The sequence below is a fragment of the Variovorax paradoxus genome, from assembly GCF_009498455.1.
GTDB lineage: Bacteria > Pseudomonadota > Gammaproteobacteria > Burkholderiales > Burkholderiaceae_C > Variovorax > Variovorax paradoxus_H.
Genome location: NZ_CP045644.1, coordinates 423,095 through 440,541, shown reverse-complemented (window position 1 = coordinate 440,541; position 17,447 = coordinate 423,095). Strand labels below are relative to the sequence as shown.

Here is a 17,447-nt window from a genome sequence, read left to right as displayed (position 1 = left end):
TTCGTGTCGCAGCGCCAACCCCCTCACCGGGGGCGACACCAGAGGCCCGGCAAAGCCGGTTCCTCGGTGTCTCGCGAAGGGGCCGTAGGCCGTCGATTCCGTTCACGACTTTCCGACTTTCCAATAGCCCGCCGCAGCGGGCGACAAGGCATCCCGCTCATGGCCACCGCCCTCACCGAAAAGTTCTCCCGCCTCGTCAAGACGATGAGCGGCCAGGCGCGCATCACCGAAAGCAACGTGCAGGACATGCTGCGCGAAGTGCGCATGGCACTGCTGGAGGCCGACGTGGCGCTGCCCGTGGTGCGCGACTTCGTCGCCCGCGTGAAGGAGAAGGCGCTCGGCCAGGAAGTGCTGGGCTCGCTCAAGCCGGGCCAGGCGCTGGTCGGCATCGTCAACCGCGAACTCGCCGCCACCATGGGCGAGGGCGTGTCGGACATCAACCTCGCGGCGCAACCGCCGGCGGTGATCCTCATGGCCGGCCTGCAGGGCGCCGGCAAGACCACCACCACCGCCAAGCTCGCCAAGCACCTGATCGAGAAGCGCAAGAAGAAGGTGCTCACCGTGTCGGGCGACGTGTACCGCCCCGCCGCCATCGAGCAGCTCAAGACCGTCACCAAGCAGGCCGGCGCCGAGTGGTTCCCGAGCACGCCCGACCAGAAGCCGCTGGACATCGCGCGCGCCGCGCTCGACCACGCCAAGCGCCACTACTTCGACGTGCTGCTGGTCGACACGGCCGGCCGCCTGGCGATCGACGAAGTGCTCATGACCGAAATCAAGCAGCTGCATGCGGCGCTCGACCCGGTCGAAACCCTGTTCGTGGTCGATGCCATGCAGGGCCAGGACGCGATCAACACCGCCAAGGCCTTCAAGGAAGCGCTGCCCCTCACCGGCATCATCCTGACCAAGACCGATGGCGATTCGCGCGGCGGTGCGGCGCTGTCGGTGCGCCAGGTCACGGGCGTGCCGATCAAGTTCGCCGGCACGAGCGAGAAGATCGACGGCCTCGAGGTGTTCGACGCCGAGCGCCATGCGGGCCGCATCCTGGGCATGGGCGACATCGTCGCGCTGGTCGAGCAGGTCACGGCCGGCGTCGACGTCGAAGCGGCGCAGAAGCTCGCGGCCAAGGTCAAGAGCGGCGCGGGCTTCGACCTGAACGACTTCCTTGGCCAGCTGCAGCAGATGAAGCAGATGGGCGGCCTCTCCAGCCTGATGGACAAGCTGCCCCAGCAGATGGCCGCCAAGGCCAGCGAGGCCGACATGACGCGTGCCGAGCGCGACATCCGCCGCAAGGAAGGGATCATCCAGAGCATGACGCCGCTGGAACGCCGCAAGCCCGAGCTGCTGAAAGCCACGCGCAAGCGCCGCATCGCGGCCGGCGCCGGCGTGCAGGTTCAGGAGGTGAACCGCCTGCTCAACGAGTTCGAGCAGATGCAGGGAATGATGAAGAAGATGAAGGGCGGCGGCCTCATGAAGATGATGAAGAAGATGGGCGGCATGAAGGGCATGGGCGGAATGCCCGGCATGGGCGGAGGCGGCGGCAAGCTGCCGTTCTGAGCCGTACACACATACATATATAGAGACAGACAGAGCCCGCCGGGGGATGCCCCGGTGGGCTTTGTCGTTTTCAGGCTTGCACGTCGTAGACCGTGGCGTGCGCTTCGACGGGCGCGGGCAGCTCCCAGCGGTGCAGCATCCGCTCGATGCCGGCGTTCGACAGCGTCGTGTCGCGCGTGCGGTTGCGGCGCATCAGCTCGGCATGCGGCACCTCCAGGTACACCAGCTCGGTCTGTGCGTGGTACGCCCAGAGCAGGTCGAGCGTCTTGGTGCGCATCTGCTGGCTCAGGTGCGTGGCGTTCCACACGAAGCGTTCCTGCTTGCGCAGCAATGCCTTCGCCTTGTCGACCGCGTGGTGCGCGGCGAGCCCATCGTTCTCGCCGTGCTTGAGGCCCAGTTCAGCGCGCGCGTCGTCGAACGACACGACCGGCCAGCCCTTGCGGTGCTGCGCCACCCAGTGGTTCTTGCCGCTCGCGGGCAGGCCGCACATCACGGTGACCTGCGATCCCGGCGTCTGGAACAGCGGGTAGTCGGGGCTGGTGTCGGCGCCGCGGAAGTAGGCCAGGCGCGTGTGTGCATCGGCCATTTTTCGTGGACCTTCCCAGCAGCCTTCTTCCTGCGCCAGTTGCTCGAAGAGCGCGATGTCGGCCAGGCTGTCGGCGCGCTTTTCATAGTGGCGTCCCACCATGTCGCAGCGCGCCACGCAGCACAGGTCGGGCAGGCTCAGCTCCCACGAGAGCTTGTGCACCAGCCATTCGGGCCGCACGCCCTTGCGCGAGGCGAAGGCGTGGAACGGCACCTGGTGCACGGCGATGATCCGGCACACAGCCTCGCGCAACGCGAACGGCACGCGGGCCTTCCACATCAGCACGCGCACGTCGACCGATCCGCGGCGCGAATGGCCCGGCTGGCCGATGCGGCCGCTGGCCTCGTCGATCACCGTGGTGTCGGGCTTGGCGATGTCGTGCAGCAGGCAGGCCATGAACAGCACGAAGCGGCCGTCGGCATCGGCGCGCTGGTAGTGCACGTCGGCCAGGAGCGCGTCGAGCACCATGCGTGTGTGGATGCCGACGTTGCCTTCGGCGTGGTAGTACGGGTCCTGTGGTGTTTCTTCCAGGCGCAGCAGGGCCGGCAGCAGTTCGCAGCACTGCGCCCAGTCGTAGTCCTGTGAAGACGTCGGGACGAGTGCGCGCAAATCGTCGTAGGTCATCGCGGCCTCCTTGTAGTTGGTGCCAGCTCGGCTGGGTCGCGCAGCGTGCGCAGCCCCAGGTCTTGCCAGCTCACTTGCGGTGTCGGCGCGTAGAGGTCCACACCCGGCGCCAGTTGGTTCGGCAGCACGGGTCGGCGACTGTGGTGCGAGCCCGAGTCGAGGATGGTCTGCACGAAGTCGGGTCGCACCCACTTGTAGCGGCCGGTCACCTCGCCGTCCGATTCGGTCTTGAGGTACAGGCCCTCGGCCAGGTCGGACAGGTCGGTCTGCTGCCGCACCAGGTCGAGCGGCTGGCCTTCGTGCGCCACTGCCTGCTCGAAGGCCGGCTTCCAGTCGACACTGCGCGCGAGCGAGGGCCGCACGAGCGCGCGCAATGTCTTCGCGCTGCGCGGCATCTCGCCCTCGTACAGCACGGGCACCGACAGCACCGGGCCACCGGCCAGCAGCGCATGCCGCGCGGGCGTCGACAGGAAGCACTGTGCCTGCCGGTCGTAGATGTCGAACTCGAGGAAGAAGGCCGGCAGCCGGTCGTACCAGCAGCTGTGCTTGGCAAAGCACCACTCGCCGTACATCACGTAGCGGTCTTCGAGTCGTTCGAGCAGCGCGGCTTCATGTGCCGCGGCCCAGTGCTTGAACAGGTTGAACTGCCGTTCGCCCGCGCCGCCGGCCAGGTAATGGCCGCGCGATTGCAGCAACAGCTCGCCCGCCGAGGTGAACGACACGGCGGCGTTGGCGCCATCGAGTTTTTCCTCGATGACCACCTGCTGGCCGTGCAGCGCAGACAACGGCGTCTGGCCGTCGTCGGTGTCACCGGCCTGCAGGCGCGAGCCTTCCAGGTGCGCCGTACGTGGGTACTTGAGCAGCGGGATCGACGAAAGAGAAAGGGGAGAGAGAGGGAACACGTTGGTCTCCAGATGCAAATCAGGAAGAACCGACAACGTGCGGGAGCGAAGCTGGAGAGAGATCGACTCGGCGGCCGGAGCGGGCCGTGTCTGGTCAGTGGGGGAACGCAGCTTGGCGCCCGACATGACCAGCGAGTGGTGTTGTCGGCGTCAGAGAGTGATGACGGCGAATCGGGGCACTTGGCGCTCCAGGGGATCGAAGAGATCCGTGGGTGGATAAAAAAGGAAGGCGCGATTCTAGTGTGGTGTCCCGCAAATAGCTGCGCGATTTCATCTGCGCAGCTATTTGCGGGACACCACACTGACCACGCGCCATGAAAAAAGCCGACCCTGAGGTCGGCTTCTTATCGGCGCTGTGTCTTCAGCGCATCAGACGGTTGCCAGTGCCGGGCGCGCCAGGCGCAGCGCATGCATCCACGCACGACGCAGCACGGCGGGCGAACGCGATTCCTCGGGAATCAGCAGGAAGCCGCGGTCGCGCAGCGTGGTGCCCAGCGCGATCTGGCTGGTCAGCACGGTCAGCGGGATCGCCAGCAGCAGCGGCAGGCCGACAGGCATGAGCCAGATCAGCGCGCTCGGGTCGATCATGGCGACGCCGACGGCGAGCATGGCGATCACCAGCGTCATGGGGGCCAGCTGGGTAGCAGCGACCTTCCACGGCACGGCAGCGGCTTCACGCGGGGGCGACTTCCAGTCGAGCTTGATGCCGGTGAGGGCGACGAGCACGAACAGCGAGTGGGCCAGCATGCGAACGGGTGCTTGCACGATGGCCAGGCCGGCTTCGAGCACCGAGCTCTTCACCAGGCCCCACACACCGCCGTACTGGCGTTGCTCGCCGCGCATCAGCACGGCGGCGATGCCCAGCACGCGCGGCAGGAACAGCAGGCACAGGGTCCAGAGCCAGAGGCCGGCGAGTTCGGCGGGCAGCACGCTCCAGCTCGACACGAGGCTCGAGCCGCTCAGCCAGAGGGCGGTGCCCAGCGTCAGGAACGCAAGCCACAGCGGGGCCGAGACATACGCCATGGTGCCGGTCACGAACATCGCGCGGTGCACCGGGTGGATGCCGGGTTCGGCCATCAGGCGGGCGTTCTGCAGGTTGCCCTGGCACCAGCGGCGGTCGCGTTGCAGCTCGGCCAGCAGGTCCGGCGGTTGCTGCTCGTAGCTGCCGACCAGGTCGGACACCAGCCACACGTGGTAGCCGGCGCGGCGCATCAGCGCGGCTTCGACGAAGTCGTGCGACATGATGCCGCCCGACATGCCGCCGGTGCCCTTGATCGGGGCCAGCGCGCAATGCTTCATGAAGGCTTCGACGCGGATGATCGCGTTGTGGCCCCAGTAGTGCGACTCGCCGAGCTGCCAGAACTGCATGCCCAGCGTGAACAGGCGACCCGTCACGCGCGAAGCGAACTGCTGTGCGCGGGCGTGCAGCGTGACGTGGCCGATGGCCTGCGTCGCGGTCTGGATGATGCCGGCGGTGGGGTTGGCTTCCATCAGCTTGACCATCGAGGCCAGGCAGTCGCCGCTCATCACGGAGTCGGCGTCGAGCACGACCATGTAGCGGTAGTCCTTGCCCCAGCGGCGGCAGAAGTCGGCGACGTTGCCGGCCTTGCGGTGCGTGCGGCGGGTGCGCAGGCGGTAGTACACCTCGACCTGCGGCTGGTTCGGGCTTTCGGCCAGTGCGGCGCGCAAGTCTTCCCAGGCGGCGCGCTCGGCGGCGGCGGTCTCGGGGTTGTAGCTGTCGGACAGCACGAACACGTCGAACTGCCTGGCGTGGCCCGTGGTGGCAACCGATTCGCAGGTGGCGCGCAGGCCGGCGAACACCGTGGCAACGTCTTCGTTGCAGATCGGCATGATGATCGCGGTGCGTGCCTCGGGGTTCATCGGATGGGTGGCGACCTGCTTGGCCGACAGCGCGTGCTTGTCACCGCGCACCGAAACGTAGAAGCCCATGAGCGCGGTCACGAAGCCGGTGACGACCCAGCCCGACAGCAGGCCGTACAGGCCGATCTGGCCGTATTCGAGCCAGACGTTGTCGTAGTCGGGTTGCACGCTGGCGAACAGCGACGACGCGATCACCGTGCTCAGCAGCGTGAGCAGCATGAAGGCGAGGCGGCGCTGGCCGGCGGTGCGTTCCCAGGCCTGCGGGGCCGGGGTGGCTTGCTTGGCGGCAGGGGCGCTGTCGGCATTGCGGCCGGCGCCCAGGCGCACGAGCATGGCGGTGCCCAGGCTGTTCCAGAAACCGCGCCAGGGGCGCGGTGCCATGGAACCGCGGTTCACCGGCGGTGCCGTGACGGCGTTGGGGTGGCGTTCCTCGCGCAGCGCGCTGCGGCGCGCGAAATCGGATTCGGCGAGGACGTTGAGTTGGGAGAAGTCGTTCGGCTTCATCGTTTCATTCACCAACGCTGCTTGTCGAGGGGGGTGTCGCCAATGGCCGGAAGGCGCTTGAAGACGCAGTCCGTGGCGGCGCCGCCGACGCCCGGGAGCGCGGTCAGCGAATGGCCCGCGGCACGGGGCCGCGAGGAGGAAAACTGCTTTTGACGCAGGCCGTCGCGCTGCGGACGCAGTGCGAAAGATGGGCTGGTAAGTGCTGTCATGCCAGTACAGGGGCAAACCCTGTGCCAGCCTGGAAAAACGCTTTCAAATCAACGACTTGGCGCGACTCGGAGCCGTTTTTTGTGGGGGAGGGGCCCGTCAGGCCCCTGAAACCCCCGTTTTTGTCGCCGAATCCCGACAAGCCCTGACGGCCCTCGGAAAACAGCCTTTCAAATCAACGACTTAGGCCTGTCGCTACTCGGCGACAGGGTCGCCACCGGGAGCGACAACGTCCGCCTTGAAGTTGCCCGGCGTGAGCTCGTGCTTCTGCAGCAGACGGTAGAACTCGGTGCGGTTGCGGTCGGCCAGACGGGCGGCGTCGGCCACGTTGCCGTCGGTCAGCTTGAGCAGGCCGACGAGGTAATCGCGCTCGAAACGCTGCTTGGCCTCGGCATAGGTGAGCACCTCCACGCTCGGCACGCGCAGCGCGCGCTGCACCAGCGCCAGCGGAATCAGCGGCGAGCCCGACAGCGCGCAGACCTGCTCCACCACGTTGTAGAGCTGGCGCACATTGCCCGGCCACGCGGCGGTGGTCAGCGCCTTCAGCGCCTCGGGCGCGAAGCCCGACAGCCGCTTGCCGTACTTGGTCGACAGCTTCTGCAGGAAGTGATTGGCCAGCAGCGGAATGTCCTCGCGCCGCGCCGACAGCGGCGGCAGCGTGAGCGTCACCACGTTCAGGCGGTAATAGAGGTCTTCGCGGAACTGGCCGGCTTCCATCGCGGCGTCCAGGTCGCGGTGGGTGGCCGAGACGATGCGCACGTCGACCTCGATCGACTGGCTCGCGCCCAGCGGGCGCACCGCGCGCTCCTGCAGCACGCGCAGCAGCTTGACCTGCAGCGCGGGCGGCATGTCCCCGATTTCGTCGAGCAGCAGCGTGCCGCCGTCGGCCTGCTGGAACAGGCCCTTGTGATTCGCGTGGGCGTCGGTGAAGGCGCCCTTCATGTGGCCGAACAGTTCGGATTCGAGCAGCGCCTCGGGAATGGCGCCGCAGTTGACCGCCACGAAAGGCTTGTCGGCGCGCGCGCTGGCCTTGTGGATGGCGCGCGCCAGCAGTTCCTTGCCGGCGCCGGAGTCGCCGCGCAGCAGCACGGAGGCGTCCGACTTGGCGACCATGCGCGCCTCGGCCAGCAGCTCGGCCATGCGGTTGCTGCGGCTCACGATTTCCGAACGCCAGCTGTCGTCGCCGGTCTTGCTCGGCGTGGTGGTGGGCGCGCCGAGCGCCAGCGCCTGCGAGATCTTCTCGAGCAGTTCGCGCGCGTCGTAGGGCTTGGTGAGGTAGGTGAACACGCCACGCGCCGTGGCCTCGACCGCGTCGGGAATGGTGCCGTGCGCGGTCAGCAGGATGACGGGCAGCGTCGGATGGCGCTTGCGGATCTCGTCGAACAGCTGCAGGCCGTCGCGCCCGGGCAGGCGCACGTCGCTGAGCACCAGCTGCGGGTGCTCGATCTCGAGTTGCGTGAGCGCGGTCTCGGCCGAGGTGACGGCCGTGACCTGGTAGCCCGCCGACACCAGCCGCATCGAGAGCAGACGCAGCATGTCCGGGTCGTCATCGACCACGAGGAGGCGGGCGCCGGTTGTACTCATCGATCTACCTCCGTGCTTCGCACTTTGGTGCGAGCTTGTTTGGGGCGGCCCGGCACGCCGCTCATGGATTGGTTCGGCTTCCGCTGGGGGCAGTGACAGGTGCCGGCGTGTTCGGCCGGGCGAAGCTGCGCTCGATGGCGCGCAGCGCCTCGATGCGTTCGTTGAGCTGGTCGATGCGGCGCTGGCTGTCGCGCAGCTGCTGCACCTGCTTGTCGCGGTCGTCCTCGACGCGGCGTTGCTCGATGTAACGCGCCGCCAGCACCCGTGCGAGCGGTTGCAGCGGCTGCGCTTCGGGCGCGGGGTTGCCGATCACGCGCTGCAGCAGGCCCAGCGCGCGCGCCAGGTCGGCCGGCACGCGGGTCTGCGCAAGCAGGATCGCGAGCTGCATCTGCGCTGCGGGCGTTTCGCCCTGTTCGCCGACGCGCGAAATTTCGGCGCTCAGGTCGGCGCCGCCCAGCGGGCGCACCTTGTCGGCATAGGCCAGCAGGGCCGCGACGGGCCCCTGCGTGAGTTGCGTGAACAGCGAGGCCGGCTGCGTGGCCGGCGCGCGGGGCTCGGCCTCGACCGGCACCACGCGCGGCGCGGCCACGGGCGGCGGCAGCGCGTCGGCTTCGGCCGGCGGCTTGGGCTGGGAGGCGCAGGCCGCCAGCAGCAGGGCGCATGGCACGGCCATGGCCCCGGCGAAGGTGGATCTGCGGACGAACGAAAGGAACATGGGTCGAAAAAGCGCGGGGCGGTGTTGGGTGGGGGTGTCCGGGGTCAGGTCGTGCGCGGCAGTTCGATGCGAAAGCGTGCACCGGGGCCGTCCGGCAGCAGGGCGATGCGGCCCCCATGGGCTGCAATGTACTCCTGCACGATGGAAAGTCCGATGCCGGTGCCTTTCACCGTGTGCTCGGGCTGGCGCTCGCCGCGGAAGAAGGGTTCGAAGATGCGGTCGCGGTCGCCCGTGGCAATGCCGGGGCCGGCGTCGCACACGTCGATGTGCACCGCCTCGGGCGTGCCCGACACGGCCAGCGTGATGATGCCGCCCGCGGCTGAGAAACGGATCGCGTTCGACAGCAGGTTGGCGATGGCGGTGCCCAGCTTGGTGCGGTCGACCGTCAGCGTGATCGGCTCGCCCTCGGCGCGCACGCGCAGGCCATGTGCCTGCCACTGCAGGCGCTGGGCCTCGATCTGCTCTTCGATCAGCGGCAGCAGCTCGGTGCGTTCGCGGCGCAGTTCGCGCGCCTCGAAGGCGGCGGCGTTGAAGCGCAGCAGTGCCTCGATCTGGTTCTGCAGCGACACGGTGTTTTGCTGCAGGATCTGCGCGACTTCGAGCTGCGCCGGGTTCAGCGGGCCGGTCACGCCGTCTTCGAGCAGCGACACGCCTTCGCGCAGCGCGGCCAGCGGCGTCTTCAGCTCGTGCGACACGTGGCGCAAAAAGCGCGCCTTGTCGGCATCGAGTTCGGTCAGGCGCAGGCGCAGCCATTCGAGCTGCTGCGACACGCGGCGCACGTCGGCCGGGCCGCGGATGTCGATCGGTTCGTCGAGCCGGTTCTGGCCGAGGCCGACGATGGCGTGCTCCATGCGCTTGAAGGGACGCGCCAGCCAGATGCCGAAGGCCAGCGCCAGCGACACGGCCAGCACGCTGGCGGCCACCACCTCGCGCATCAGCCGGCGGCGCGCGTTCTCGATGCGCTTGGCCAGTGCGTCGTTCTGCGTTTCGATCAGAAACTGGGCCTGCTGCGCGAGGTTGGTGTTCAGCGCGTCGAGCTCGCGAAACTGCATCGCCATCGTGCTTTCGCGGGCCAGGGCGCTGTCGGGGCTGCCGCTGAGCAGCCCTTCGATCACGCCGAGCTGGCCGCGCCACATGTCGATGCCGGCGGCCGGCAGGCCGTTGCGCTCCAGGCGCTCCAGCACCTGGTGGGCTTCGCGCGCCGCCTCGTCGAAGCGGCGGCGCAGCACGGCGTCGTTGAGCACCAGCGACTGGCGACCCGCGCGCTCCATGGCCGCGCTGCGTTCGGCCAGCGACTGCGAAGCGCCCGACAGGCGCAGCGCGCGCGCCGCGGCGTCGCGGCTTTGCGTGACGAGCGCGTCGTACTGCAGCACCGAGCGCAGCGCCACACCCACCAGCAGCGCGGTGATGAGCAAAAAGGCAAACAGCAGGAGCTGCTGGAACGAGCCCCGGACGGACGGACGTTTCGCCATCAGTGGGCGAGCGCCGTGGCGGCGGCAGCCAGGGCCGATTCGCGCGTGACCACTTCGCCGCGCAGCGTGTACGCCAGCGAGCGGGTGATGCGCAGGTCGGCCATCTGGCCCACGAGGCGGGCGTCGCCTTCGAAGTTGACGACGCGGTTGCAGGCGGTGCGGCCCATGAGTTCGTTCGCGTCCTTGCGCGACGCGCCCTCGACCAGCACGCGCTGCGTGCTGCCCACGAGCGCATCGCCGAAGCGGCGCACGTTGCCATCGATGACGCGCTGCAGCGTCTGCAGGCGCGCCAGCTTCACCTCGTGCGGCGTGTCGTCCTGCAGCGCGGCGGCGGGCGTGCCGGGGCGCGGGCTGAAGATGAAGCTGAAGCTGTTGTCGAACTGGCAGTCGTCGATGAGCTTCATCATCTTGTCGAAGTCGGCATCGGTCTCGCCGGGGAAGCCGACGATGAAGTCGCTGCTCAATGCGAGGTCGGGGCGGATGGCACGCAGCTTGCGCACCGTGCTCTTGTATTCCATGGCTGTGTAGCCGCGCTTCATGGCCATGAGGATGCGGTCGCTGCCGTGCTGCACCGGCAGGTGCAGATGCGAGACGAGCTGCGGCACCTTGGCGTAGGCCTCGATGAGGCGCGGCGTGAACTCGTTCGGGTGGCTGGTGGTGTAGCGGATGCGCTCGATGCCGGGGATCTCGGCCACGTACTCGATGAGCAGCGCGAAGTCGGCGATCTCGGCGGTGTCGCCCATCTTGCCGCGGTAGGCGTTCACGTTCTGGCCCAGCAGCGTGATCTCGCGCACGCCCTGGTCGGCGAGGCCGGCGATCTCGACCAGCACGTCGTCGAGCGGGCGGTTCACTTCCTCGCCGCGGGTGTAGGGCACCACGCAGTAGCTGCAGTACTTGGAGCAGCCTTCCATGATCGACACGAAGGCGGTCGCGCCTTCGACGCGCGCGGGCGGCAGGTGGTCGAACTTCTCGATCTCGGGGAAGCTGATGTCGACCTGCGGGCGGTCGAGCCTGTCGCGGTCGTTCAGCATCTCGGGCAGGCGGTGCAGCGTCTGCGGGCCGAACACGATGTCGACATAGGGCGCGCGCGCGATGATGGCCTGGCCTTCCTGGCTCGCCACGCAGCCGCCCACGCCGATCTTCACGCCCTTGGCCTTCAGGTGCTTCACGCGGCCGAGGTCGGAGAACACCTTCTCCTGCGCCTTCTCGCGCACCGAGCAGGTGTTGAACAGGATGAGGTCGGCCTCGTCCACGTTCTGCGTGGGCTCGTAGCCCTGCGCGGCGTGGAGCACGTCCGCCATCTTGTCCGAGTCGTACTCGTTCATCTGGCAGCCGAAGGTCTTGATGAATACTTTTTTCATGGGGGAGTTCTCTGTGCCCTTCGAAAAGGTGAAGGACTGCGAGGCGCGCGTGGCGCCCGCGGATTTTTGCTTGCTTGCGGGGTGGCCGCGTTACTGCGTGTTCACCGTGTCGTTCGAGACGAACGGCCAGATGTTCAGGAACGGCTTGTTCAGCGATTCGCGGCTGGCCATGGCCTCGTCGGGCGTCAGGATCCAGACTTCGCGCAGCAGCCCGGCGGCGTCGCGCGTGTAGTTCACGAGGTACTTCTGGCCAATGATGGCGCCGGGCATCACCAGCATGTTCTGCGGGCTGCGGATGCGCGCACCGGCGCCCAGGCGATCGGCCCGGCCGTCGAGTTCGACGTCCGGGGCGCTGGTCACCATGAACTTGCCGCGCAGCGTGCCGATGGGAAAGTTGCGCCCGCCGTTGAGCGACTCGTTCTGCGTCTGCGGACGGGGCACCTCGTCCTGGGCGCTGGCGTGGAGGGAGAAAAGACCTGCGGCGCCGGCAAGGGCTGCGCAAAGAGCGAGGGAAGTGAGCGTTTTCGTGGGTGTCTTGCAGCGGTTCATGGGGTATATCCAGAGGCTGTGGACCGGCGATTTTAGCGAGGGGGTGTTTTCCCTCATGCCGGGACGCAGCGGGTGGTGAGGGGCTTTCTGTCGACCTGCTTTACATTTCTTTACGGCGCCCATGAACACTGCGCGTCGGCCACTGCTGCAATAGTTGCTGTCAGCCCAAAGTGCACAAGAACCCATGAAGAAAACTGCCGCCTTCGCCCTCGCGGGCGTGTTGATCGTAGCCGTCGCGGGCGGCTGGTGGCGCATGTCGGGCGATCAGCCCGCCACCAAAGACACGAAAGACGCCAGGTCCGCGAACGCCGGGCCTCCCGCCGCGCTGGTCGCGCTGGCCACGGCCGAAAAAAAGGACGTGCCGGTCACCGTGCAGGTCAACGGCAGCGTGGTTTCGCTCAACAGCGTCGACCTGCGTCCGCAGGTCACCAACACCGTGAGCGCGGTGCACGTCAAGGAAGGCCAGTTCGTGAAGGCAGGGCAGCTGCTCTTCACGCTCGACGACCGCAACGACCAGGCCAACCTCGCGCGCGCCCGGGCCCAGCAGCAGAAGGACGAGGCCGCCATGGCCGACCTGGAGCGCCAGTACAAGCGCAGCCAGGACCTGGTGGCACAGAACTTCATTGCCAAGAGCGCGGCCGACGCCACGCTGTCGCAGCTCCAGGCGCAGCGCGCCGCCGTCGCGGCCGACCGCGCCGCCGTGCAGTCGGCGCAGGTCGCGCTGGGCTACGCCACGCTGCGCGCGCCCATCGCGGGGCGCATCGGCGCCGTCAACATCTACCCGGGCACGCTGGTGCAGCCCACGCTGTCGCTGGTCACCATCACCCAGCTCGACCCCATCGCCGTGAGCTTCCCGGTGCCCGAGGGCAACCTGCAGGACCTGCTGGCCGCCGCGCGCACGCGCGCCAAGGTCGAGGCGCTGGTCACGGGCCGGCGCGAGCCGCTGTTCGGCACGCTCGACTTCGTCGACAACACGGTCGATCCGCAGATCGGCACCGTGCGCGCCAAGGCCGTGTTCGCCAACGCCGACCAGAGCCTGTGGCCCGGCCAGTTCGTCAACACGCGCATCACCGTGCGCATGCTCGGCGGCGTCACCGTGGTGCCGGCCGCGGCGCTCATGATGCTGTCCGACGGCACCTCGCTGTACGTGGTCGATGCCGAGCGCAACGCGGCACGCCGCCAGGTCAAGGTGCTGCACACCTTCGGCACCCAGGTTGCGGTGAGCGGCGTCACGCCCGGCGAGCAGGTCGTGATCGAAGGCAGCCAGAACGTGCGCCCGGGCGGCAAGGTGCGCGTTGACGTCAAGGCGCCGGCTGGCCCGGGCGGGGCGCCCGCCAACGGCACCACGGGCGTCACGCCCGGCAGCGCAGCCTCGTCGGACGTGCAGCCGGCGCGAGAACGCGCATGAACATTTCAGAGCTCTGCATCCGCCGTCCGGCGATGACGGTGCTGCTGTCCGCGGCCGTCGTGGTCATCGGCATCTTTGCGTACTTCAGCATCCCCGTCGCGGCGCTGCCGAGCTACAACACGCCGGTCATCAACGTCAACGCGCAGCTGCCGGGCGCCAGCCCCGAGACCATGGCGAGCTCGGTGGCGCTCCCGCTCGAAAAGCAGTTCTCGACCATTCCCGGCCTGCAGACCATCAGTTCGGTGAACACCCAGGGCGTGACCTCGCTCACGCTCGAATTCGTCAGCAGCCGCGACATCGACGCCGCCGCCGTCGACGTGCAGGCCGCGCTGCTGCGCGCCCAGCGCCAGCTGCCGCAAGAACTCACGCAGCTGCCCTCGTACCGCAAGGTGAATCCCGCCGACGCGCCGGTGCTGTTCATTGCGCTGATCTCGCCGTCGATGAATCCGTCGGAGCTCAACGACTACGCCGAGAACCTCATTTCGCCCACGCTCTCGACGATCGACGGCGTGGCGCAGGTGGGCGTGTACGGGCGCAAGGCCTTCGCGGTGCGCATCAAGGCCAATGCCGACCTGCTCAACGCGCGCAACATCACGCTCGACGAACTGGCCAAGGCCGTGAACTCGGCCAACGCCAACACGCCGGTCGGCACGCTCGACGGTCCGCGCCAGACGCTCACCATCCAGGCCAACCGCCAGCTCATGAAGGCGGCCGACTTCGCCAAGCTCATCATTGCCCAGCGCAATGGCGCACCGGTGCGGCTCGACGAAGTGGCCACGCTCGAAGACAGCTTCGAGTCGGTCAAGACCGCCAGCAGCTTCAACGGGCAAGACTCGATTTCGCTGGCCGTGCAGCGCCAGCCCAACGCCAACACCGTGCAGGTGGTGGACGCGGTGCGGGCGCTCATCCCGCGCTTCAAGGCCGAGCTGCCGCAGTCGGTCGAGATCCACATGGTCAACGACCGCTCGCTCTCGATCCGCGAGGCGGTGCACGACGTGCAGCTCACGCTGCTGGGCACCATCGCGCTGGTGGTGCTGGTGATCTTTTTGTTCCTGCACCGGCTGGTGGCCACGCTGATTCCGGCGGCCACCATTCCCATTTCGCTGATCGGCGCCGTGGCGCTGCTCTACGCCTTCGGCTACAGCCTGGACAACGTCTCGCTGCTGGGCATCACGCTGGCCGTGGGCCTGGTGGTGGACGACGCCATCGTGGTGCTCGAAAACATCATGCGCTACGTCGAGAAGGGCATGGAGCCGATGGCCGCCGCCCTGCGCGGCGCGCGCGAGGTGGGCTTCACCATCGTGTCGATCTCGATCTCGCTGGTGGCCGTGTTCATTCCGATCTTCTTCATGCCGGGCGTGATCGGCCTGCTGTTCCACGAGTTCGCCGTGGTGGTGGCGCTGGCCGTGCTGGTGTCGGCCGTGGTGTCGCTCACGCTCGTGCCGATGCTCGCGAGCCGGCTGCTCAAGCACGTGCCGCGCAAGGACGGCGCGCTGGACCATGAAGAAGGGCACCCCGAGCCCGGCACCGCGATCGGCCGCGCCTTCGAGCGCGGCTACCGCGCGGTGCACGGCACCTACATGCGCACGCTCGACTGGACGCTCGGGCACCGCGCACTCATGCTCGTCATGGCGGGGCTGACCTTCGTCGTCACGGCGTGGCTGTTCATCAGCATTCCCAAGGGCTTCTTCCCCGAGGAAGACATCGGCCAGATCCAGATCACCACCGAAGCGGCCGAAGACATTTCGTTCACCGCCATGAAGGCGCTGCAGGCGCGCGTGGCCGCGACGCTGCAGGCCGACCCGAGCGTGGCCTACGTGAGCTCCTTTGTCGGCGTGGGCGGCCCGACCGCCACGCAGAACTCGGGCCGATTGTTCGCGGTGCTCAAGCCGCGCAGCGAACGTCCGAAGATGCCGAAGGTGCTCGAGTCGCTGCGCCAGCGTTTCCGCGAAATTCCGGGCGTGGCCGTCTACATGCAGCCGGTGCAGAACCTGCGCCTGGGCGGGCGCCAGAGCAAGGCGCGCTTCCAGTACACGCTGCAAAGCGTCAACGCCGGCGAAATGGTGCCGTGGTCGACCAAGCTCATGGAGCGCATGCGCGCCGACCCCGACTTCCGCGACGTGACGAGCGACTCGCAGAACCGCGGCCTGCAGGCCACGCTCGAGATCGACCGCGACAAGGCCGGCGTGCTCGGCGTGGCCGTGGGCGACCTGCGCACCGCGCTGTACAACGCGTACGGCGACCGCCAGATTGGCAGCATCTACGGCGCCAACAACACCTACCAGGTCATCCTGTCGGCGGCCGACAGCGACCGCCAGTTCGAGGAAGACGTGGCGCGGCTGTCGGTGCGCAGCACCACCGGCAAGCTGGTGCCGCTGTCGGCCTTCTCGACCGTCAAGCGCACCGTCGGCCCGACCTCGGTCAACCACCAGGGCCAGCTCCAGGCGGTGACGGTGTCGTTCAACCTCGGCCCCGACGTGCCGCTGGGCAACGCGACCGCGAAGATCGACCGCTTCAAGGACGAGCTGAAGATGCCGCAGTCGATCATCACGACCTACGGCGGCGACGCGGCGGTGTTCCAGAGTTCGCAGGGCAGCCAGGCCGTGCTGCTGGTGCTGGCGGTGCTGGTCATCTATGTGCTGCTGGGCGTGCTGTACGAAAGCTACATCCACCCGATCACCATCCTGGCGGGCCTGCCCTCGGCGGCGGTGGGCGCGTTGCTTTCGCTGAAGCTCTTCGGCTTCGACCTCACGCTGATCGCGACCATCGGCATCCTGCTGCTGATCGGCATCGTGAAGAAGAACGCGATCATGATGATCGACTTCGCCCTCGACGCGCAGCGCACCGAGGGCATGCAGCCGGTCGATGCGATCCGCGAGGCTTGCCGGTTGCGCTTCCGCCCGATTCTCATGACCACGCTGGCCGCGCTGATGGGCGCACTGCCGCTTGCGCTGGGCCTGGGCGCCGGCGCCGAGCTGCGCCAGCCGCTGGGCGTGGCCGTGGTGGGCGGGTTGATCTTCTCGCAGGTGATCACGCTGTACATCACGCCCGCGATCTACCTGGCGCTCGACCGCTACAGCGGCAGCGGTCCGATGGTGGAACTGCCGGGCGAGGCGAAGGCCGAGGCTTCGGCCGGCGGTCGCGCCGCCTCGCACGCCTGACGGCGATTCAAAAGATGCCGGATGGCCACGCGCGTGCGCCATCCGGCCTGAAAGAACTTCTGCAGTCCTGCGAAACGTCACACCCGGGCGATCGCCATGTGAAGGCGCTCCGGCCTTCTCTTCAACGGTCCCTCCGTTCTCTCCTCCTGCCCTCTTCCGTCCATGTGTGTGACCGGATGAATGATCGCCAGGGGTGAAAGTCTTGACGGTATCCAGCGATACAGGAAGCAGGTTTTTCTTACGATGATGTATCGCGGAAACGACGCAGGGCCGGCGCGTCCGGAATGCTGACCTGCCGGGCCCGCGTTTCGATGAGGCCGTGTCCCGCCAGCAGATTCAACGTGCGGGTGACGGTGACGCGGCTCAAGGCCGTCATGGCGCCGATCTGTTCGTGCGTCAGGTCGACCGTGAGCGGTTTCGATGCCTGCGCCGACGGCAGGCGCGCCACGCGCAGCAGCAGATCGATGATCCGCTCCTTGGGCGCCGCCGAGGCCACGCCGGCCAGCTTGGCGACGATCATGTGGTTCTTGAACCCGAGCAGTCGGATCAGGGAGGTCGCGAGTTCGGGAAGCGCCGAGAACTGCTGCGCGACATCCGCCGGGCGATAGCGGCTGAGGACCGCCGGCGCTACGACGCGCGTCGTCGTCGGCCGAGGGCTGTCGGCAAAGGCGGGGCCTTCGCCGAAGATCGCCCCGGGTCCGAAGATCTCGAGCAGAAACTCCGAGCCGTTGCTTCGGTGGATCGTCGAATGCACGAACCCCGATCGCAACAGATAGAAGTAGTCGTGCCGTTCGCCCTCGCGCGCAATGGTGTCGCCGGCGTCCAGGGTGACGAAGCTTCCCAGCTGCGTGGCTTCGATCCATGGCGCAGACAGCGTCTGGGCGGCATCCCAGCTGGCGTATGCCGAGGGGGTGGGATTGGTTTTTTTCATGGAAGCGT

At 67.9% G+C, this 17,447-nt stretch carries 12 protein-coding genes; 3 read left to right on the top strand and 9 right to left on the bottom strand.

Annotated elements, in window-relative coordinates; genetic code table 11:
• Positions 1–159: 159 nt before the first annotated feature.
• Entirely contained in the window at positions 160–1,554 is a 1,395-nt protein-coding gene (ffh, locus tag GFK26_RS01940; RefSeq protein ID WP_101491166.1) for a signal recognition particle protein, read from the top strand.
• 70 nt (positions 1,555–1,624) lie between these two features.
• On the opposite strand, the gene GFK26_RS01935 is transcribed toward ffh, so the two are convergent.
• From GFK26_RS01935 to GFK26_RS01895, 8 genes are all read right to left on the bottom strand, one after another.
• On the bottom strand, positions 1,625–2,764 hold the full coding sequence (locus GFK26_RS01935) for an AAA family ATPase (protein WP_153280616.1): 1,140 nt from the start codon (positions 2,762–2,764) through the stop codon (positions 1,625–1,627).
• Positions 2,761–3,666, bottom strand: a complete 906-nt coding sequence (locus tag GFK26_RS01930) for an RNA ligase family protein (RefSeq protein WP_153280615.1) — start codon at positions 3,664–3,666, stop codon at positions 2,761–2,763. The genes GFK26_RS01935 and GFK26_RS01930 overlap by 4 nt, the downstream gene beginning before the upstream one ends.
• Positions 3,667–4,035: 369 nt before the next feature.
• On the bottom strand, positions 4,036–6,051 hold the full coding sequence (gene mdoH, locus GFK26_RS01925) for a glucans biosynthesis glucosyltransferase MdoH (RefSeq protein WP_153280614.1): 2,016 nt from the start codon (positions 6,049–6,051) through the stop codon (positions 4,036–4,038).
• A gap of 402 nt (positions 6,052–6,453) precedes the next feature.
• The gene (locus tag GFK26_RS01915; protein WP_101491163.1) at positions 6,454–7,842 is read right to left on the bottom strand and encodes a sigma 54-interacting transcriptional regulator; all 1,389 of its coding nucleotides are present in this window, start codon (positions 7,840–7,842) and stop codon (positions 6,454–6,456) included.
• A gap of 61 nt (positions 7,843–7,903) precedes the next feature.
• On the bottom strand, positions 7,904–8,515 hold the full coding sequence (locus GFK26_RS01910; RefSeq protein WP_416222536.1) for a hypothetical protein: 612 nt from the start codon (positions 8,513–8,515) through the stop codon (positions 7,904–7,906).
• Between the two features lie 86 nt (positions 8,516–8,601).
• On the bottom strand, positions 8,602–10,029 hold the full coding sequence (locus GFK26_RS01905) for a sensor histidine kinase (protein ID WP_153280612.1): 1,428 nt from the start codon (positions 10,027–10,029) through the stop codon (positions 8,602–8,604).
• Entirely contained in the window at positions 10,029–11,390 is a 1,362-nt protein-coding gene (gene miaB / locus GFK26_RS01900) for a tRNA (N6-isopentenyl adenosine(37)-C2)-methylthiotransferase MiaB (RefSeq protein WP_153280611.1), read from the bottom strand. The genes GFK26_RS01905 and miaB overlap by 1 nt, the downstream gene beginning before the upstream one ends.
• A 90-nt stretch (positions 11,391–11,480) precedes the next feature.
• The gene (locus GFK26_RS01895; RefSeq protein ID WP_153280610.1) at positions 11,481–11,939 is read right to left on the bottom strand and encodes a hypothetical protein; all 459 of its coding nucleotides are present in this window, start codon (positions 11,937–11,939) and stop codon (positions 11,481–11,483) included.
• Positions 11,940–12,192: 253 nt separating this feature from the next.
• On the opposite strand from GFK26_RS01895, the gene GFK26_RS01890 reads away from it, so the two are divergent.
• Positions 12,193–13,347 (top strand): efflux RND transporter periplasmic adaptor subunit, encoded by a 1,155-nt coding sequence (locus GFK26_RS01890; protein WP_153285823.1) that lies wholly within the window; start codon positions 12,193–12,195, stop codon positions 13,345–13,347.
• Entirely contained in the window at positions 13,344–16,508 is a 3,165-nt protein-coding gene (locus GFK26_RS01885) for an efflux RND transporter permease subunit (RefSeq protein ID WP_153280609.1), read from the top strand. The genes GFK26_RS01890 and GFK26_RS01885 overlap by 4 nt, the downstream gene beginning before the upstream one ends.
• 238 nt (positions 16,509–16,746) lie before the next feature.
• Here GFK26_RS01885 and GFK26_RS01880 read toward each other — a convergent pair whose 3' ends face one another.
• A complete protein-coding gene (locus GFK26_RS01880) occupies positions 16,747–17,439 on the bottom strand; it encodes a Crp/Fnr family transcriptional regulator (RefSeq protein ID WP_153280608.1) in 693 nt (230 codons plus the stop codon).
• Positions 17,440–17,447 lie beyond the last annotated feature (8 nt).

Excerpts from the sequence above, each read along its gene's own strand:
- ffh (WP_101491166.1), top strand. The coding sequence starts at position 160 with ATGGCCACCGCCCTCACCGAAAAGTTCTCCCGCCTCGTCAAGACGATG.
- GFK26_RS01935 (WP_153280616.1), bottom strand. The coding sequence starts at position 2,764 with ATGACCTACGACGATTTGCGCGCACTCGTCCCGACGTCTTCACAGGAC.
- mdoH (WP_153280614.1), bottom strand. The coding sequence starts at position 6,051 with ATGAAGCCGAACGACTTCTCCCAACTCAACGTCCTCGCCGAATCCGAT.
- GFK26_RS01915 (WP_101491163.1), bottom strand. The coding sequence starts at position 7,842 with ATGAGTACAACCGGCGCCCGCCTCCTCGTGGTCGATGACGACCCGGAC.
- GFK26_RS01910 (WP_416222536.1), bottom strand. The coding sequence starts at position 8,515 with ATGGCCGTGCCATGCGCCCTGCTGCTGGCGGCCTGCGCCTCCCAGCCC.
- GFK26_RS01905 (WP_153280612.1), bottom strand. The coding sequence starts at position 10,029 with ATGGCGAAACGTCCGTCCGTCCGGGGCTCGTTCCAGCAGCTCCTGCTG.
- miaB (WP_153280611.1), bottom strand. The coding sequence starts at position 11,390 with ATGAAAAAAGTATTCATCAAGACCTTCGGCTGCCAGATGAACGAGTAC.
- GFK26_RS01895 (WP_153280610.1), bottom strand. The coding sequence starts at position 11,939 with ATGAACCGCTGCAAGACACCCACGAAAACGCTCACTTCCCTCGCTCTT.
- GFK26_RS01890 (WP_153285823.1), top strand. The coding sequence starts at position 12,193 with ATGTCGGGCGATCAGCCCGCCACCAAAGACACGAAAGACGCCAGGTCC.
- GFK26_RS01885 (WP_153280609.1), top strand. The coding sequence starts at position 13,344 with ATGAACATTTCAGAGCTCTGCATCCGCCGTCCGGCGATGACGGTGCTG.
- GFK26_RS01880 (WP_153280608.1), bottom strand. The coding sequence starts at position 17,439 with ATGAAAAAAACCAATCCCACCCCCTCGGCATACGCCAGCTGGGATGCC.